The organism is Arcicella sp. GW458-12-2-14-TSB2, assembly GCF_059423785.1.
This window is the reverse complement of sequence record NZ_JBWKYN010000121.1, coordinates 1-17,573: the sequence shown is the minus strand read 5'-3', so window position 1 is coordinate 17,573 and position 17,573 is coordinate 1. Positions and strand designations below refer to the sequence as shown.

The 17,573-nt window shown below is 36.2% G+C and carries 14 protein-coding genes; 2 read left to right on the top strand and 12 right to left on the bottom strand.

Annotation, left to right across the window (positions count from 1 at the left end; all coding sequences use genetic code 11):
• Positions 1-19: 19 nt before the first annotated feature.
• The 8 genes from AC07XN_RS16510 to AC07XN_RS16475 form a co-directional block, all read right to left on the bottom strand.
• Entirely contained in the window at positions 20-1,912 is a 1,893-nt protein-coding gene (locus AC07XN_RS16510; protein ID WP_309921078.1) for an auracyanin family protein, read from the bottom strand.
• A 42-nt stretch (positions 1,913-1,954) separates the two neighbouring features.
• Positions 1,955-2,434, bottom strand: coding sequence for a hypothetical protein (locus tag AC07XN_RS16505; RefSeq protein WP_494743869.1), 480 nt, complete (start codon positions 2,432-2,434; stop codon positions 1,955-1,957).
• Between the two features lie 12 nt (positions 2,435-2,446).
• Complete coding sequence (locus tag AC07XN_RS16500) at positions 2,447-2,902, bottom strand: hypothetical protein (RefSeq protein ID WP_494743868.1); 456 nt, start codon at positions 2,900-2,902, stop codon at positions 2,447-2,449.
• Between the two features lie 64 nt (positions 2,903-2,966).
• Positions 2,967-4,802, bottom strand: coding sequence for a 3-keto-disaccharide hydrolase (locus AC07XN_RS16495; protein ID WP_494743867.1), 1,836 nt, complete (start codon positions 4,800-4,802; stop codon positions 2,967-2,969).
• A 107-nt stretch (positions 4,803-4,909) separates the two neighbouring features.
• Positions 4,910-6,010 carry an energy transducer TonB gene (locus AC07XN_RS16490; protein WP_309921089.1) on the bottom strand — a complete coding sequence of 367 codons (1,101 nt, stop codon included), beginning with the start codon at positions 6,008-6,010 and terminating at the stop codon, positions 4,910-4,912.
• A gap of 75 nt (positions 6,011-6,085) precedes the next feature.
• The gene (locus AC07XN_RS16485) at positions 6,086-7,852 is read right to left on the bottom strand and encodes an STN and carboxypeptidase regulatory-like domain-containing protein (RefSeq protein ID WP_494743866.1); all 1,767 of its coding nucleotides are present in this window, start codon (positions 7,850-7,852) and stop codon (positions 6,086-6,088) included.
• Between the two features lie 35 nt (positions 7,853-7,887).
• Positions 7,888-8,946, bottom strand: a complete 1,059-nt coding sequence (locus AC07XN_RS16480) for a FecR family protein (RefSeq protein WP_494743865.1) — start codon at positions 8,944-8,946, stop codon at positions 7,888-7,890.
• Between the two features lie 116 nt (positions 8,947-9,062).
• Positions 9,063-9,635: an RNA polymerase sigma-70 factor gene (locus AC07XN_RS16475; protein WP_309921097.1), complete on the bottom strand. Its 573-nt coding sequence runs from the start codon at positions 9,633-9,635 to the stop codon at positions 9,063-9,065.
• A 220-nt stretch (positions 9,636-9,855) separates the two neighbouring features.
• Between AC07XN_RS16475 and AC07XN_RS16470 the strand changes: the two genes are divergently transcribed.
• Entirely contained in the window at positions 9,856-10,230 is a 375-nt protein-coding gene (locus AC07XN_RS16470; protein ID WP_494743864.1) for a DUF423 domain-containing protein, read from the top strand.
• Positions 10,231-10,288: 58 nt separating this feature from the next.
• Here the strand turns inward: AC07XN_RS16470 and AC07XN_RS16465 are convergent, their stop codons facing one another.
• The 4 genes from AC07XN_RS16465 to AC07XN_RS16450 all read right to left on the bottom strand — a co-directional run bounded on the left by AC07XN_RS16465 (position 10,289) and on the right by AC07XN_RS16450 (position 15,185).
• On the bottom strand, positions 10,289-11,311 hold the full coding sequence (locus AC07XN_RS16465; RefSeq protein ID WP_309921103.1) for a hypothetical protein: 1,023 nt from the start codon (positions 11,309-11,311) through the stop codon (positions 10,289-10,291).
• A 42-nt stretch (positions 11,312-11,353) separates the two neighbouring features.
• Positions 11,354-12,604, bottom strand: coding sequence for a rod shape-determining protein RodA (gene rodA, locus AC07XN_RS16460; protein WP_494743863.1), 1,251 nt, complete (start codon positions 12,602-12,604; stop codon positions 11,354-11,356).
• Between the two features lie 124 nt (positions 12,605-12,728).
• A complete protein-coding gene (locus AC07XN_RS16455; RefSeq protein WP_494743862.1) occupies positions 12,729-14,765 on the bottom strand; it encodes a penicillin-binding transpeptidase domain-containing protein in 2,037 nt (678 codons plus the stop codon).
• Positions 14,766-14,972: 207 nt separating this feature from the next.
• Positions 14,973-15,185, bottom strand: coding sequence for an AtpZ/AtpI family protein (locus AC07XN_RS16450; RefSeq protein WP_309921110.1), 213 nt, complete (start codon positions 15,183-15,185; stop codon positions 14,973-14,975).
• A 175-nt stretch (positions 15,186-15,360) separates the two neighbouring features.
• Here AC07XN_RS16450 and porW point away from each other — a divergent pair, with 175 nt between their 5' ends.
• Positions 15,361-17,520, top strand: a complete 2,160-nt coding sequence (gene porW / locus AC07XN_RS16445) for a type IX secretion system periplasmic lipoprotein PorW/SprE (protein ID WP_494743861.1) — start codon at positions 15,361-15,363, stop codon at positions 17,518-17,520.
• Positions 17,521-17,573 lie beyond the last annotated feature (53 nt).

The window sequence follows — 17,573 nt, the reverse complement described above, 5'->3', positions numbered from 1 at the left end:
CTATTTTGTTATAAAACCTTTAATCTCTATTCTCAATTTTATTCAAATCTACTTTTGGTTTCTTTCCTAATGAATTAATCCAAGAAGCAATTTTCAATACATCAGCTTTAGGCACGTGTGTCATCGATGCCATTTCAGTGGCATAATCTGGCCAGTTTTCTGGTTTTGGATGATACACCAATTCTAAAATTTGCTCGTTTGTATAATTTCTTTTGGCTACTTCTGTGAACGGAGGGCCAACTACTCTTGTAGCTTCTGCATGACAACTTGTACAAGCGTGTTTTTTCAATAATGAAGCTACCTGTTTGCTATCAACAGGGATGTTTGCTCCTACTGTTTTCTCCTTCTTTACAGGTAAAGTCGCAGGTTTAGCAGGTGCAACCACTGGAGCTGCCTTCGTTGTTATTTTTGCCAATTCACCAGTAGGAATATCGTTCAACGTATAGTAGCTAATATCATGTAATAAAGGCTGACCTTCATCATTCACTAAGCCCGAAGCCAATATTTCATGAATATATCCTTTGCGTAAATTATCCATTACTAAACGTACTTTCAGGCGATCTGGCGAGACAATTACGCCTCTCAATGGTGTTGCCTCCTGATTGATAATTGGGCTACCATATTGATGATGATACTTATAAGTAAAGCTTTTCAGTTCATAACTAGCTAAGTTTTCAGCACTTTTCAAATCTACAGGTTGTGTAAATTCTACTTCAAAGCCATCTGGCATCGCATGAACGTTTTTCATTTCAAAAGGAATTCTTCCATTCCAAACTAAACGTTGGATACCGAACAAGGCTTTTCCAGTAGACCCCCAACCTCTTGAAGTCATTCCTACGAAAATAGAGCCATCATTTCCCCATCTAGCACGCACTGTACCCGACTGAAAACCTTCGCGGAAAGGATAACAAGCACCCTGATATTTACCATTTACTTTCTCTAAAGACATCCTCATTGCTTTTGATTGTCCTTGGTCGAAAACAATATATTGTCCTTGAAATGGTCCAAATTTGCCACCAGTCTCGTCTTCAATCATATCGGCAGTCGAAATCCCCATCAAAGCGTGTGGAAACCAAACAGCAGGCAATTTCAACGCTTTTACTTTTTTAGCAGCTTCATACATTGGTTCGCCAGTATCTGGAATATCAGCCTTTGTTAATTTCAATGGTGAGTCTGGCTCTTTTGTCCAGAACAATCCACCTGCATTCCCTGCGAAGTCTCCTTTTTCTAAATGTGTAATTCTACCAGACCCCACCCAGTCGCCTTGATTTTCACCATACAATACATCACCGTTAGAATTGATCGTAAAACCTGCTGGCGAGCGTAAACCTGTGGCTATAGGCTCAAGTGTTCCGTCTTGTTTTACTTTTACTAACCATCCACGCCATTTAGCTAATTTACCTTCGCCATAACCTACCCATGCCACATTGAAAGTAAGGTACATATCACCATTTTTATCGAAAACTGGGCCATACGAATACTCATGGTAATTTCCTGATAAATCCCAGTTGGCTACAGATTCATAAATATCGGCTTTACCATCGGCATCGGTATCTGTTAATTTGGTTAATTCACCCCGTTGCGTACAGTAAAAAGAGCCTTTATAATAAGCCAAGCCTAAAGATTCGTGTAAACCACTCGCAAAAAGCGTATAGCTTGGTTTGGTTCCGTTCAACTGATAGGGGTTTTCAATAATCCAAACTTCACCTCTTCTAGTACAAACACCTACACGCCCATCGGGCATCGGAGCAATTCCACCTGCTTCTAATTTTATTTCGTCAGGAATGGCAATTGTCTTTATTTCGTAAAAGTCCTCTTCTGTAAAAGGCTTTGGTTTCGCTTGTGCAAATGAGCTTTGAGTAACACAACCCAATAGACCCATCGAAAGCAATATTTTTAATGCTATTTTCATTTTTTTGAAATTAATTTATTTTGATAACAAAATAATCAACGCTTATTTAAGCTTAATTTCTTGTTTCAAACGTTCGTTTTCTTTAGTTAAACTATCCGCTTTGAAATAAAGATATAAGGCTGATATTAAAAAAACCTTTGATAAAATAAAGACTGCTATAAAAGCTGGACGCCAATATTTATGTACTTTGATATGCGTATCGTTTACCTCAACTTCTAAATATCGCGGTTGTTCATTCTGAGTAGCTTGTTGCCCTGATGAATACTTTTGCTGATAATGAGCCGATTTAACTATTTCTGCATGTTGCGCATTCAAAGCAATGGTTTCTCTAATAATCGGTGGTGGTGGAACAGCATTTTTTGTATAAAAATCAGTAATGTCTATTTCCAACACTTTCAGAGCCTCAGCAATATCTTTGTCAATTGATGCTTGTTGTTCTACTTCTCTTCGTTCTTCTTCAGAAACAATGCCTAACAAGTAGCTTTCTAGTATTCCGCTTTGTATGTATTCTTGTTTTTTCACAATGGTATTCAATTAAGAGTGGCGAAAAGTTTTGAAGTATTCACTGATAGCTTTATATACTCTGGCCTTGGGAATGTCCAAATAGTCAGCAATTGTTTCAGCTGTTTTTCCTTGACGAAAGGATAAATCAAAAATTATTTTTGATTGCTCTATTGCTGATTCAGCACTAAATTGCTGAACTGTAGAAGCTCCTATTTCAAGCTTTTCCTTATAGATCAATGCCTTTTCTCTCGCTTTTCTGATAATACATACAGCTATGCTTACTTTGTTTTCTACACAGGGGTTTACCGTTAATGAATCAAATAAATCAATCATTACTTCTTGTGCTATTTGATTTTGAGGGACTATCTGAAGGATAATACCATAGGCTATCGAACCATATTCATCATACAATGAAAGGCCATTAGTCGAGACGGGTGACTTATTTCCTCTTGATAATTGGAGGTTCGATGATTCAAATTCACTCATAACAAATCAAATTAAATGGCAAACTGTTTAAGAAACTCAACGATAGATTTAGTTAAATACAAACTTAGAAAATCAATTGATAAGATATTTCTTTCAATCCAGCTAAAGGTAATAATAATTGTTTTTTCCCTTTACTTTCACGAATGATTGCTTTATTACTTTCTGTTGAATTTACCTGTATATAATATTGCTGATTATCTACTGAAAAACGGTTATTACCAATGTTAGCAATGGCACTTCCTTCAGCCAATAAAGCATACAATTTAGCATCTGTTGTATTGCCTTCAAAACTTAAATGACGATTGATGCCTTCGTTTTGTGTCATTGGCAAAGAAGTATCTTTTACTTTTACGCCTTTGTATTCATACATAAAATCAGGAAAGGATATTTGCTGACCAGCTACATCGTATTTTTTTAAGCTGTATCCCTTATATTTCAACTCGCTTTTGGTTAAAGTATCTGGGAAAGGCGCTGAGTCGCTCGCTAAAAATGCTAAAGGAAACTTGTCGTTTGAAGTAATAGCAGAACCCATCGGTACAGAAGTTTGAGGCTCGCCACGGTCATACCACATCAATGTAGCATCCAAGAATTTTCCCCTCCATAGTTGTAAATATCCACCTTGGTTTAAATCATAAGAATAATTCAATCCATTTGGCAGCCCTACATTGATACCATGTGTTTTTTTCTTATCCCCATATACGATAAATGAACGTTGTAAAACGGGTTCTTGGTTTACTTTTACTTCGATAAGCGGTGTGGCTTCTGGTTCTGGCAACGATGTTCTTTCAGTAATTCCTTGTTTTGGAGCCCCGATTCTCTCTATAAAACAACCAAGGGCTTTAGGCCCCCAACCAAAATCTTTGGCATGAAGCAATGTATAAGTATGTTCACCAGCCGTAAGTTTCGTACTCCCTTTTACATCCTCGCTATACCAATGGTCACCTTTGGTAATGGTATCTTTATCAATTATTAATGCTCCCGTACCCGTCCAGTTAGTCGTGAAGATATACGTATCAGTCTCTGGAATCGTGATTTTACCTTGAAATTTCAACAAGTAATCTGATTTTGCCTCCGCAAGTTTCATCGATGGCTTTGGGGCAGTACTTGTCTTTACAGGCTTATTTGTCCCTGTTTGAAGGCTTGCATATTTGCCTTGGTAATATTCATAACTAGTTGGACTAAATGTAGCAAGGGCTTTATCAAAAACTTCGTATTTGATATTTTTGAATGCCACAGAACCGTGGTCTCCTTGAATTCTGATAGGCCCTGTTGCAGCTTCTTTCGGAGAAATAGCACCACGTGTTACCCCCGTAAGCTCAATGTTCTCATGGATAATAACACCATTTAACACTACTTTGTTGAAACGAGCATTCGAGATTTTGTTACCTGAAGCATCAAAAGTAGGTGCTTTGAAATCAATCTCCAGATGATTCCACAAGCCAGGTGCTTTCACGGCATTTTGGCGAGGTGCGTGTCCTTCATATCCTTCGTTGCCAGCTCCACGAGCTTCGTCCCAACGATGATAGATAGCACCACAATCGCCATCGGTGATTTGTTTTTTCAACCATGAATCCAGAATCTGTACCTCGTAGCGTCCTTGTAAGTAAACGCCAGAATTAGAGCCTTTCGGAATCATAAAGTCGAGTGATAGCCTAATGTCGCCGTGCTCAAGTTTAAAAATCAAATCATCATTTGATTGATACTTGGCACCTTTCGCAGAGGCATATAGAATACCCTTCCCTTCGGTACTCGTTAAAGTAGCTGACTGGTAATCTCCTGAAATACCACCCACAATTGTCCAGTTTGCACTTGGATTTTTGAAGGCTCCTAAATCATTGAGCGGAATTTCAGTTTGGGCAAACGTTGAAATTGGGAATAATAGAAATAATAGTTTTTTCATTGTTTTTTTAATATTTCAGGAAATTTATAAAAAAAAACTGCTTTGATTATCACGTTTTAGCATTAATTTTCATAAAAAAAGCATAACACATTAGAACACTTTTTTTCTTATCGCTTCAAACAATTTTGAATAAACAAAGCTTCTGCCTTTTTTTGGCCTTTCGTCGCTAAATAATTCCAATCTGAGCAGGCATTCTTTTCCACTTTTAATGTAAAATAAGCATCTGCTCTTTTGTACAACGCATCAAAGGCGTCGTCTTTCATCAAAATACATTTTGTATATAGTTTGATAGCTTTTATATAATTCTTTTTTTCAATTTGCCTGTCGCCTCTCTCCATCAGATTTGCATATATCGCAGGGTCAAAATAGTTATTATCGTTTTCCACATCTTCTTTATCATCGCCAAAATCAAACTCATAATTAAACACTACGTTTACAAGTTTTCCATCTATATCGGCTGGAATCCATTGTTTACGGGTTTGTAAAACAGCTTGAATCAACTTTGCATTATAGCTTGAATCAGAACTTTGTTGGATAGTTACATCTTTCAATATTCCGCTTTTTGATACCATAAAAGCCACTTTGAAATTGCCATTCTTCCTCGCTGGAAAATCAAAAGCTGTTTCAATGGCTTCATAGGAATATTGATAAACATCTTCGAAAGTATTAAAATTAGCCCCCCTAAACATTTCTCTACCCGTTCTAAATTTGGGAAAAATGTATTTGCTAAATGCGTAGGCAGAATCTCCATTTGCCTGAATTTTAAGGTTTGCTTTAATATATCGTCTTTCAAAATATTCTCCTGAACTTTCTTTGGTAGTAAGATAATGATAGCGGCGTAACTGGTAGTCGGGAATATCCGAGAGTATCTGCGTAAATACCAATTCGTAATCAGTAAGTTTTTCTATTTTATAAAATACTGCTCTGCCAACTAACAAAGTATCTCCAAATATTTCAAAAGGAGTATTCACCGCTTCTTTTCCTTGTATGACAGTAACGGTATTAGTTTTTCTGAAAATAAGCATTGAAGCCACTATTTCATCAACAGTAGGGTCATCATTACTACTTCCATCTTTCATATCAATATAATCTTTCATCCAATTGCCCATAATTTTTTGAGCATAATTGTTTGAAGTCTCAATCTTTCCCTGACTTATCCCTGAAAAGGTAAATAATAAAAATAGTAGTAGTAGAGAAAATACCTTCATAAATAAAACCTTCATTTAAAGCCAATTAGTTATCAAAATAATCACAAATATTCGAAATATAATAAAATAGTAGCATTATTTAGAGCGAATTCTTAAACCCATTTGAAAACCAAGCCAAAAGGTAGAATGGTCTGTAGAGAACAGAGGAGTATAGCTTGGCATACGGCTGAATGGTTTGCCTTGCCAAGTATTGATGTTATATCTGTCGATAAGAAGTGCTTTGAATGAAGGGCCAAAGGTAATGGCCGCATTGCGGGCAATTTGTTTCTCAAAACTTATATCAAATTTATACAAAGCCCCTACATTCGGATTAAATGCATCGTATTCTACTAAAACATTGGCCACTAAATCTGTATTGAGCATCCATCCGTGGCTCATTTCATAGGCACGCCCTATGCCATACCCTGCACTAAAAAGCTCGCGAGTTCTAAGGAAATTATAACCAATCGTTAGAATATTATAAAACTTCCTTACCCCTGTTTTGAAGGTTACGCTTCCTGTTTCGTTTTCATCAATCGTTAATTCCAACCGTTTATAGCCATCTTTTGAACTAACAAAACTTAATAATCCAAAAGGGGTTGATTCTGATGTTTCACTAATATTTAATAGCCCTATTTGCTTTCCTTTTTTCCCCACATCTTTAGCAAAGTTGATAAGACCTACTTGCCAACCATCAGAGGATTTAGCTATTACATTGATACCATCACTCAATTGTAAGCCTTTATCTAAGCTACCAGCAATATTCAGCAGGGAACTCACCTGTACACCTCTTAGCTGCCCCCCTACAATATTCCCTAACCCCGCTATTTGTAGTCCACTTGCATCATGATGAATACCGTTTAATAACCCTCCTATTTCTAGTTTATTCACGCCACCAGAATACCCCATCAGGATATTCACTGAAAAATCGTTTACGATACTTCCAGAAAGTAGGCGATTGGTTCCTAAAAAAGGGAGTAATGATATTTGAAGTCTTTGGTTAAGGGTATCATTGATGTTAAAGGCATTGATACGTTGGCTTCGTTTGACAAAGAATTTTCCAACGCCATCTTTAAACCTTTCCCAGTCTGTTCTATAAGCCAAGGAATCGAAAGGTACAAAAACAGGATGAAAACTTTCGTCACCAGCAGCATCTACAAAGGGAGGGCGATTATCTTTAAAAACAGGAGTAGACTCAATCAATTGGTTTCGTTTTTGGAACAACTCCATTTGTTCAATCGAGTTGTCATCAAAAGCTGATTCATAAGTCAACTCTTTTTTTTCTGCCACTAGCTCAATATTGAGGTAATCATTCTGAGCATTTCTTATTAAAACTATCTGATGTTCATAGCCTGGTTTTGAAATACTCAACCGAATGGGAAATTTCTTAGTAGATAGCTTAATTTTATAAAAGCCAAATTGATTAGAAATTGCCGAGGCTAAGCTAGTTTTCTCATAAATACTCGCATCTGGCAGTTTGATGCCTTCTTCGGGGTCTACGATATAGCCACTTAATACAAAATGTAAGTTTTGATTTTCTGTAATATTTTTCTGAAGAATAACATATTGCCCACGTACTTTGTAGCTAATAGAGGTGCCAAAAATTTGTTTTAGCACATCCCGTACTGGACGGTTGGTAACAGCCAAATCAATTCGCCTGTCACTATCAATCAAATTAGAATTATAGGAAAAATTAAAACCTCCTTCACTAGCAATGATATCTAGCACTTGGGTAATTTTATCATTATTGAACCTAACACTAATATTTCGTTCTAAAATAGGGATTTGTCCTAAAGAAGAATGAGTAATTAACAGTAAAAAACAAATATTTAAAGCAACGTATTTAAAATAATAAGCTATCATAGTGGAACGATTTTCAAATCGTTATTCAATCCATTCTACTGACAGCCTTCGCCATGAAGCACGATTGAATCTCCTTTTTTGGTAATTTTCAGGTTAAAGGTTTCGGAAATTATGGTGAGAATATTATCCAAACTTTCTTGCTGGAAGGTGGCAGTCAGTTTACAGTTTTTAATTTTATCTTGCTCAAAAACAATAGTTTTTCCAAAATTGTCAGAAAGCAATTGTGCTACTTCATCTAAACTAGTCTCTTCAAAATTAAACGATTTTGTTTTGTAATAAAGTATGTTTTCATCGACATTTATCGATTTTACAATAGTCTCTTGTCCTTTTGAAATTTCAGCTTTTTCTCCTTTTACTAGAATAACCTGCTGAGTATTTTTCGAAAATTGTACTTTCCCGGTATTCACTACTACTTGTACCTGAGCATCATACGCTTTTACATTAAATGATGTCCCGAGTACTTTTATATTTGTACCATTAGCATGGATGATAAAAGGATGGGCTTTGTCATGGTGTACGTCAAAAAAAGCTTCTCCTGTTAGTTTTACTTCTCTGGTATCTCCTTCGAAATTCTCAGGAAAACTGATTGTAGAATTTTTATTTAAAAATACTTTTGTTCCATCAGCTAAAACTTTTTCTGTTGGAATATTACTTGTTTGAAAAGTAAGCAATGCAATGTCAGGCTCGGTATTCTTCTTCACCAAAAGTACTCCTCCGACGATGAAAATTAAAACCGCTGCAATTTTGAGGAAATTGTTAAAGACAAGATTGATAGTATTTGACTTTCTTCCTTTCAATGGGTGTTTACTACCTCCACTTCTATGAGGCAAAGGTTTTATATAATCAGATTGATCAGCCGTTCTTTTTATTTTATCTGAGCCAATACCGAGTTTTGCCCAAGCAGTATCCACATCAACTACTTGTTGAGTATTTAACAAGGCACTTTTTTCCCAGATAATACTTGTATGTTCGAAGGTTTTTTGATTATCATCCGACAAAGTAATCCACTCGTTTACAGCATCAGCTTCCTGACTATCAGCTTCTTCTGCAAGGTATTTTGCCAGTAAATCGTCTATGTTTTCTTCGTTAATCATCTTAAACCCAAAGGCTTTTATGTATGTAATTTTAGTATTTGGTTATTAAGCAATAGTTTTGAATAGATAGAGATTTAGATTTTTTTATCGTATTAAGTGTCTGTTTGCTTGTTATTCTAGTAGAAAAGCACCCAAAATAGTAATAAAGGCAAATAATCTGCCAATTCTGTCCGCATAATTTTTAGTGCTTTCCCTATCTGATTTTCTACCGTTTTGATAGAAAGCCCTAACTGGTTAGCTATTTCCTGATATTTCAGTTCTTCAAATCTACTCATTTTAAAAATAAGTCTACATTGTTCTGGTAGCTTTTCTAATGCTTCAGCTATGCGGATTTCAAGTTCATTTTTATCAAGTAAATCAGTGGCAGAATCAAACGTATTTTCTATAAACTCGCCAACGTGTTGACGATATACTTCTTGTACTTTAAGGTGTTTTATACGATTTAAACAGGTATTATGAACAGCTCGATAAAGATATGATTTTAAAGAAACTGTTATTTCTATCTCTTGGCGCTGTTCCCAAAACTTCAGGAAAACGCTTTGCACTATTTCTTCAGCATCATCCATGTCTTTTAGGATGTTGCAAGAATAGTTGCATAAAGCCTGATAGTGCTTTCGAAACATTGCTTCAAAAACACGCTCATTTCCTTGTCGGATGGCTAACAAAATATCAGAATCAGTGAGTTGCAAAATTTCAAGAGATTATTTTCCGTAGAGTTACTCTCACAAAATTACAACTCTTACTTGACATTTTTAGTGATGACAACTAAAATTGCTTTAACCCCTATTATAAAAATGATGATTGGTCAAATTATCCTTTAAAGCATCATAAATATTCAAGTAATTATCATTGAAACTCTATTTTTCATTGCGTTCTTTGTGGAATATTTCTCTTTTATCTAGCAAAAATATGAATAGATTTTTTTTACAGGCTGGTACTTTACTTGCTGGTCTTTCGGTAGCATTAGGTGCTTTTGGAGCCCATGCTTTTAAGGCTGCCTTGGAAGCAGCTAACCGAACAGATACTTTTGAAACGGCGGCACGTTATCAAATGTATGGAGCTTTAGCGTTAATTTTAGTAGGAATTTTAACCGATAAGATTTCACACAAATTCTTGAATTGGGCAGGATATTCGTTGCTAATCGGAACACTTATTTTTGCAGGTTCTCTTTATTTGATATGTGCTACTGGTGTAACGATGTGGGGGGCAATAGCGCCCATTGGAGGCACGGCATTGATAGTGGGTTTTGTATTCTTATTTTTAGGCGTTTCAAAAAAGGTGTAAACCTGACATTCAACCCTTTACTAGGGAGGGACTAAAGTCCCTCCCTAGTAATAATTTTTTACTGCATCCTGACTTGTTCCAAGCTTACCCACACTATTTCTCCCATTGTTCTGCACTTCAAGAATTGGTCGGAATCATAATATTTTGCTAACTCATTTTTAAGTTGCTCCGTATTTTCTGGGGTTGATATATCATCTTTTGCCATAATAGCCATTAATTCATACACTCTTTGGCTTTCTACTTTCATCCTTTTTGAAATCAGCGACCGTTCCTCTATTTGGTACTGCTTTACAGATTCTGGGGTCATGTGGCGCATACCCATTTCAATCAAAGGATTATTCTGTTTAAAATATTGTGGCATATAAACAGTTCGTTTCCCTTCGTAGCTCTGTTGGTCAAAATCAATTGACCTTATTCTAAAATATACTTCTTCAAAATCTGGGGTAATTTCTACTACGAAGTTTGAAGAGTGCATATCTCCTAATAACAGCACCAAACATCTTTCATTGAACTTGACAAATTCTTTGGCCAAACGGATTTCATTGATGTTGGGGTCGCTTAGGTAATTCTTAAAAAACTGATCACCCGGAATCCCTGCAATGTGTTCTTCAACCAAAGAGTTTTCGAAAGTAAGATAATTGATTCTGTTCGGCGAAAGTAGGTGTTCTAATTCCATTCCATAAACTCTGGAACAGTCGGCTCTTTTGATATAAAAATAATCGAAGTTATCGTTTACCCTATTTACGATGCGTATCCTAAAAGGCTGTGTATTTCCATAAGTACACAAATCTATTCTATCAACAGTGAGGTGCTTAATTACCTTTTCATCTCCATCTGTTTTTAAATCAGCATAAATTTTCTTCAATCCTTCATAAACATGTTCAATCTCGGAATGCGGAAAAAAAACGGTAATCCAAAAGGTGTCATTCCCAAATTTATCATACAAACTTATCGAACTTTCAAAGCGTAATAAATCAGCATATTGAATTGGCATTTTAATCTCCCGACCATATTTTGTTAAATATTTTCTGAGTTGAAGATTAATCTTGAAAGGGACTTTCTTTTTAGATATTAATGCCATGTTCTAATGAAATTAGCTGTAAATAATAAGTCTACTATCAATTTACCACCTAGAAAGAACTTGTGTACGATGGGCATCTATTTTCAAAAATATAAATAATAAAATTGAAAACGACCATAGCGACGACCCTCCATAACTAAAAAACGGAAGAGGAATACCAATAACGGGCATTAGTCCGATAGTCATGCCTATGTTAACCATAAAATGGAAAAAAAGTATGGAGACTACCCCATAGCCGTAGACTCGGGCAAACCTAGATTTCTGTTGGTCTGCTAAATAAGCGACTCGAAGTAGCAGTGCCAAGAATAATCCCACGACCAGTAAACTACCAAGAAAACCTTCTTCTTCACCTACTGTACAGAAAATAAAGTCGGTACTTTGTTCGGGTACAAAATCAAATTTTGTTTGTGTTCCTTGTAAATATCCTTTCCCAAAAAGTCCTCCAGACCCAATCGCAATTTTGGCTTGGCGTACGTTGTAACCTGTTTTCTTTCTATCAAAATCAGGGTCAATTAATACTTTTATACGGTTACGTTGGTGTGGTTCCAGTATATTATTAACAGCCCAGTCTACTCCCGTAACAAACAGCCCCATAACAAAGGCAATACCTATGATGGTGATAATGTTTTTGGTTTTGCGTTCATACCGAGGCATGATTAAAATGATGATGCTCGCTAACACTGCCAGACCGATGTAGATTTCCCATTCTTCAAAAATCAAGGACAATACAAACAGTATAATAATAGAAAGAAAAACAGCAGGATAAATACCTGGGAGTCCTTCGCGATATAATAAAATCATGAAAGAGGCAAAAACTAGGGCAACGCCTGTTTCGTGAGAAGCCAGAATAAGGATGGGAGGAATTAAAATAATCAATGCTACTGTAAACTGGTCTTTAAAACGAGTCAGGTTCACCATTGGCGTACTTATGTATTTTGCCAATGCCAAAGCCGTAGCCATTTTGGCAAACTCTGCTGGTTGTAATTGAAACCCACCTACCCTAAACCATGAATGCGAGCCTTTTACCTCAGTTCCGACCAGTAACACCACGATGAGCATAAAGGTAAAAAAGCCATAAATAATGAATGCGAAAGTATCGTAAAAGCGATAATCAATCACCAAAATGGCAATAATGAGTAAGACCGTTGTACCAATCCAGATAAGTTGCCTACCAGCGTTGGTATCAAAAAAGCCAGCGTCTCCAATCCAAAGTGGATTTTCAGGATTATAGATGGCCGCATAGATATTAAACCAGCCTACAGTTACGCAAACGATAAAAAGTAAGACTGTCATCCAGTCTAAATTTTTTGATATTTTTTCTTGCCTTGCCAAGTTAAGTTCGATGAATTAAGTTATACAATTAAGATTGCACAACGGTATTTTTAGGAAATGGGAAAATCGAGTCTGAACATATTTTTTAATGCCCTACTTTCTTTTTCTCTACTGGTTTGTTATTGGTTGTAGTTTTCTTGGGACTCATCGGTATTTTTACTTCATTCGTTTTTGGTGAACCTCCAAGTGGTAAAGTGATGGTTGTAGGGGTTGTTAAAAATAATTCCTCATCTACTTTCTGAGCGGTGTCGGGCTTCATTTTCGTTTTTGCTTTCGAAGCCATTTCATTTCTCACAGTAAGCATATTCGGATAACTTTTATTCATCCATTTCGTTTCAATGGCTTTGCGGTCTACATGCCCTTTGATATATTTTTCAATACACAAAGACGCAATTGGTGCGGCGTGCGCTCCACCAGACCCAGCATTTTCTACAAAAACGGCAATAGCAATTTTCGGATTTTCTTTAGGAGCAAATGCAATGAAGATAGAATGGTTTTCTCCATGTCGGTTTTGTGACGTCCCTGTTTTTCCACACATTTGAATATCATTCATTCTACCGTCTCCTGACACTGTTCCGTTGTTTACGGCCAGTACCATTCCGTCAATTACTGTATTAAAGTGGCGTTTGTCAATTCCAACAGATATTTTCTCTTTATATTTTGGGTCAATTTCTCCAAATTGGTCAATTCCTTTTACCAAATGCGGACGAATATACCAACCTCGGTTAGCAATTATCGCCGCAACGTTTGCCATTTTCAAAGGATTCACAATAATTTCACCCTCGCCAATACTATTACTAGCGATGTTCGAGAACTTCCATGAAAGTGCCCCCTTATACATTTTATCATAATACTTTACATCTGGCAGTTTTCCTTTTTTCTCATTCGGCAAATCAATTTCTAAGGATTGACCTATACCAAATTTTGCTACCATTTCATCCCATTTCTGTAACCCCAAAGCAGACTTCTTGAATATATTTTTCTCAGAGTTATTATAAATCATTCGTTTATAAGTCTGGTAAAAATATGGGTTACAAGAATACTGAATCGCTTTTTGAACATCGCTGGCAACGGGGTGATTGTGGCTACAACGAATAGGCGAACCCGCATGTCCGAATCCTGTTCCTGGACTAATTACCCCCATTTGTAGCGCCACTAATGCTTGAATAATTTTAAAGGTAGACCCCGGACGATAATAAGCACTCGGTGGACGATTCAATAAAGGGTGAAGCGGGTTCAGGTTTAAGGTTTGGAAATACTTTGAAAAAGTACGTCCTGATAATTGACTTGGGTCATAGGTTGGAGCAGACACCATCGCCAGTACTTCGCCAGAGCTTGGCTCTATCGCTACTACACTACCCACTTTATGCTGCATCAAACTATCAGCGTAGGCTTGTAGGTTAATATCTATAGAGCTCAATAAATTTTTACCTGCAATAGGGTTTTTATCAAAAGCTCCACCTTTGAATGGACCTTTTTCAACTCCCCTACTATTTACCATCATATACTTGATACCCCTTTCTCCCCGAAGGTCTTCTTCATAAAACCTTTCAAGGCCAGTTACACCGATATAATCGCCTTGTCGATAATATTCATCCCCTTCTTCTTCCAATTTTTCCAAGCGTTCAGGGCTAATTTCACCTACATACCCCAAGGCATTAGCCATAGCTTTTGAATCATAAGTACGAACGGCACTCAGTTGAAATTCAAAACCAGGGTAATCTACCATTGCATCTTGTACTTTGGCAAAATCTTCACGAGAAAGCTGTCTTAAAAAAAGAGAAGGACGCACAGGCGAATATATCCTTGCTAAGTGCGTAAGGCTATCGAAGCTCTGACGGGTAATACCAAAAATGCTACAGAATTTTAAGGTATCAGCAACTTTAGCTTTTTTAGGAGTAATGTATAAATCATAGACTACCGTGTTGCTCACGATAAGTTTCTTATTTCTATCATACACCAAGCCTCTGAAAGGAGATTGAATTATCTTTCTGATGGCATTGTTTTCGGCATCTAATTTATAGGTTTCATCCACTACTTGTAGGAAGAAAAGCCTACAAATATAAATTAGTCCGATAAGTATAAAAAAGCCTTGAATAAATCGTTTTCTTAGTTCGTCCACGAGTAATAAAATATTTATATAAATAAGCCCAAAGGCGAATAAATGTCTACGTTTTTAAATAATGATAGCATTATTGGCATGTATTCTCAGTAGAATTCACACAAGAATTTTATTGGAAAAACAATACCATAAATCATTATACAAAATTTGTTATTTTTCGGGAATTTATCAATGAAAGGAGCAAATGAGTTGTAATATTTTGATAAATTATTCTTTGGGTAACCCTTTGATAAAAAGGTACATTCCTCCGAATATAAAAAACAAGGAACAGCCAATGGTAAACCAAGGAGTTTTCATCATCATTTTTTCATCAAGCCATCTTCCTAAAAATACACCAGTCGCTATTGTTACGAGCATTTGCATACCAGCTCCCATATAACGCATGTATTTATTGTTATTATTTTGAGAATCGTCTTTCATGATATTAATTAATTTGAAATCGAACAATAAAAAAATGGACTACTTGACAAGCTCAATAATGAATTTATATTGCTCTGGGTGTTGAATAATTTAAAAAAATAGCTTTAACATAAAAACTGATACTAATTTTACGTAAAGTTGCGTTTCTTTCACGGTTTCAGCATTAAAAATTTCTATGAATAAATATTTTATTTTATATATCGCTTGCCTTTTCGGGATTTCCATACTGGGTTGTTCTCAATACAGTAGCTCTCCGTTGAGCGTAGGCTTTCATAATGTTAATGCTAAGTATAATGCATTGTTTCAAGCAAAAATAAAATTCAAAGAAGCAGAATCATTAATTTTTGATGCTCGTCAAGATAATTACTCACAACTTCTTCCGATACTTCTGCCTATCGATTCTCTGTCGGCACAAACTGTTAACGAACAATTAGCTGCTGTTATTAAAAAAGCCTCTTTGGTTGCCGAGCGTCATCAAAACTCAAAATGGCTAGATGATGCCTATGTGATGATAGGACAAGCCCGACTTTTGAAAGAAGATTATAAAAATGCTATCGAGACCTTCAAGTTTGTTAATACAAGTGCTACTAGCGATGATGCCCGAGATGCAGCCCTGATTGGTTTGATGCGAGCCTATACAGAACAAGGCGAATATCAAACGGCTCTTAGAGTAGCTGAAATTCTTCGTACAGAACCATTGAATAAAGAAAACACGGTAGGTTTTTACCTAACAAAAGCATATCTCCATCAATTAAAGCAAGAATACAAAACATCTGTCGCTATTCTTGAAGAGGCGTTGCCGCTCATGCCTAAAAACGAAGAAAAAGCCAGATTGTTTTTTGTTGCAGGACAATTGTATGAATTAGTAAATAATCCACAATTAGCCTCTCAGAAATATGCTAGTGTTAGTAAAAACAGACCATCTTATAACTTGGATTTTTATGCCAAGCTCAACAAGTCGTTGGCATTAGGACAAACAGATAGTTTTCAAAAACTATTGAAAGACCCTAAAAATAAAGATTTGCAAGACAAGATTTATGAAGCCATGGCAACTGCTGAAATCAGAAAAGGGAATACACAATCTGGCTTAAGACTCTTGCAATCATCAGCAAGAACGAACCAGAATCCTCAGCAATTAGCGTTTACTTACCTAAGGCTTGCTGATTCTTATTACAACCAAATGGGAGATTATGAAATGGCTTCTGCTTATTACGACAGCACAGCGATTTCACTTCCTCAACAAGACCCTCAATATAAAAGGGTAATTGAGAAACAACGTTCTTTAGCTGATTTTGTCATTCAAACGAAAATCATCAGAACAGAAGACTCTCTACAGCGTTTAGCTAAAATGAATCCTGCTCAATTAGACAAGGTTTTAGACAAGGTATATTCAGACCAACAGGCAAAAGAAGAAAGTCAGAAAAGAGCTACAGAGATAGCCAATAAAAATAAACAATTACAAAATAAAAATGTAGCCAATACCTTCAACGACCCTAATAAACCAATGTGGTACTTCAATAATCCCATTGCTATGAGCCAAGGAAAAACGGCCTTTATAGCACGATGGGGCAATAGGGTTTTGGAAGATAATTGGCGAAGAAGCACCAAAGACAATGTACTTTCTTTTAATAGTAGCAATGCTTTGAGCAATCAAAATATAAGTAACACTCTCAGCACAAACGTCGGAGATTTGAATGCAAACAACACAAGCAATGATGTGATGAAAACGGCTATAGCGTCACTAAAGGCTAAAATTCCATTTTCTCCAGAAGCACTGCTTGCTTCAAGAAAGAGACAAGAAGAAGCCACTTTTGCATTAGGGAAAGTGTATAAACTCAATCTGAACGAACCTAAAAATGCTACGATTACTTTTGAGAAATTCTTAAAGGATTTTCCTACTTCTAGCCATGAAGCAGAGGTATTGTATCTACTATGTTTATTAAATGAAGATAATGTGGGAGTATATGCTTTTTATAAAAATCAGTTGATGAGTAAATATGCTGACTCTTATTTCTCAAGATTATTGATACGTAGTCAAAATGAAAGTTTAAGCACAGGCAAAGAGTCGGAAGTACAAAAGTTATATGCAGAAGCCTATAATTATTATGTACAAAATAATTTCACAAATGCCATGAGCATTGTTGAAAAGGGATTAAAGGAATATCCGAATAGTCAAATAGAGGATAAAATGGTGTATTTGAAAGCTGTTCTTTTCGCTAAAACACAAGATACAAAGGCTTATCAAACGGCTTTAGAAAACTTCATTTCAGACTACCCTAAAAGTCAGTTAATTTCTTTAGCTAAAGAAAGACTAGCGGCGGTGGGAGCGAAATGAGTTGTGAGTTGTGAGTTGTGAGTTGTGAGTTGTGAGTTGTGAGTTGTGAGTTG

Bases quoted from the DNA above. Each gene is read 5' to 3' on its own strand.
- AC07XN_RS16465 (WP_309921103.1), bottom strand. From the start codon at position 11,311: ATGGCATTAATATCTAAAAAGAAAGTCCCTTTCAAGATTAATCTTCAA.
- AC07XN_RS16480 (WP_494743865.1), bottom strand. From the start codon at position 8,946: ATGATTAACGAAGAAAACATAGACGATTTACTGGCAAAATACCTTGCA.
- AC07XN_RS16470 (WP_494743864.1), top strand. From the start codon at position 9,856: ATGAATAGATTTTTTTTACAGGCTGGTACTTTACTTGCTGGTCTTTCG.
- rodA (WP_494743863.1), bottom strand. From the start codon at position 12,604: ATGACAGTCTTACTTTTTATCGTTTGCGTAACTGTAGGCTGGTTTAAT.
- AC07XN_RS16500 (WP_494743868.1), bottom strand. From the start codon at position 2,902: ATGAGTGAATTTGAATCATCGAACCTCCAATTATCAAGAGGAAATAAG.
- AC07XN_RS16490 (WP_309921089.1), bottom strand. From the start codon at position 6,010: ATGAAGGTATTTTCTCTACTACTACTATTTTTATTATTTACCTTTTCA.
- AC07XN_RS16495 (WP_494743867.1), bottom strand. From the start codon at position 4,802: ATGAAAAAACTATTATTTCTATTATTCCCAATTTCAACGTTTGCCCAA.
- AC07XN_RS16450 (WP_309921110.1), bottom strand. From the start codon at position 15,185: ATGAAAGACGATTCTCAAAATAATAACAATAAATACATGCGTTATATG.
- porW (WP_494743861.1), top strand. From the start codon at position 15,361: ATGAATAAATATTTTATTTTATATATCGCTTGCCTTTTCGGGATTTCC.
- AC07XN_RS16510 (WP_309921078.1), bottom strand. From the start codon at position 1,912: ATGAAAATAGCATTAAAAATATTGCTTTCGATGGGTCTATTGGGTTGT.
- AC07XN_RS16485 (WP_494743866.1), bottom strand. From the start codon at position 7,852: ATGATAGCTTATTATTTTAAATACGTTGCTTTAAATATTTGTTTTTTA.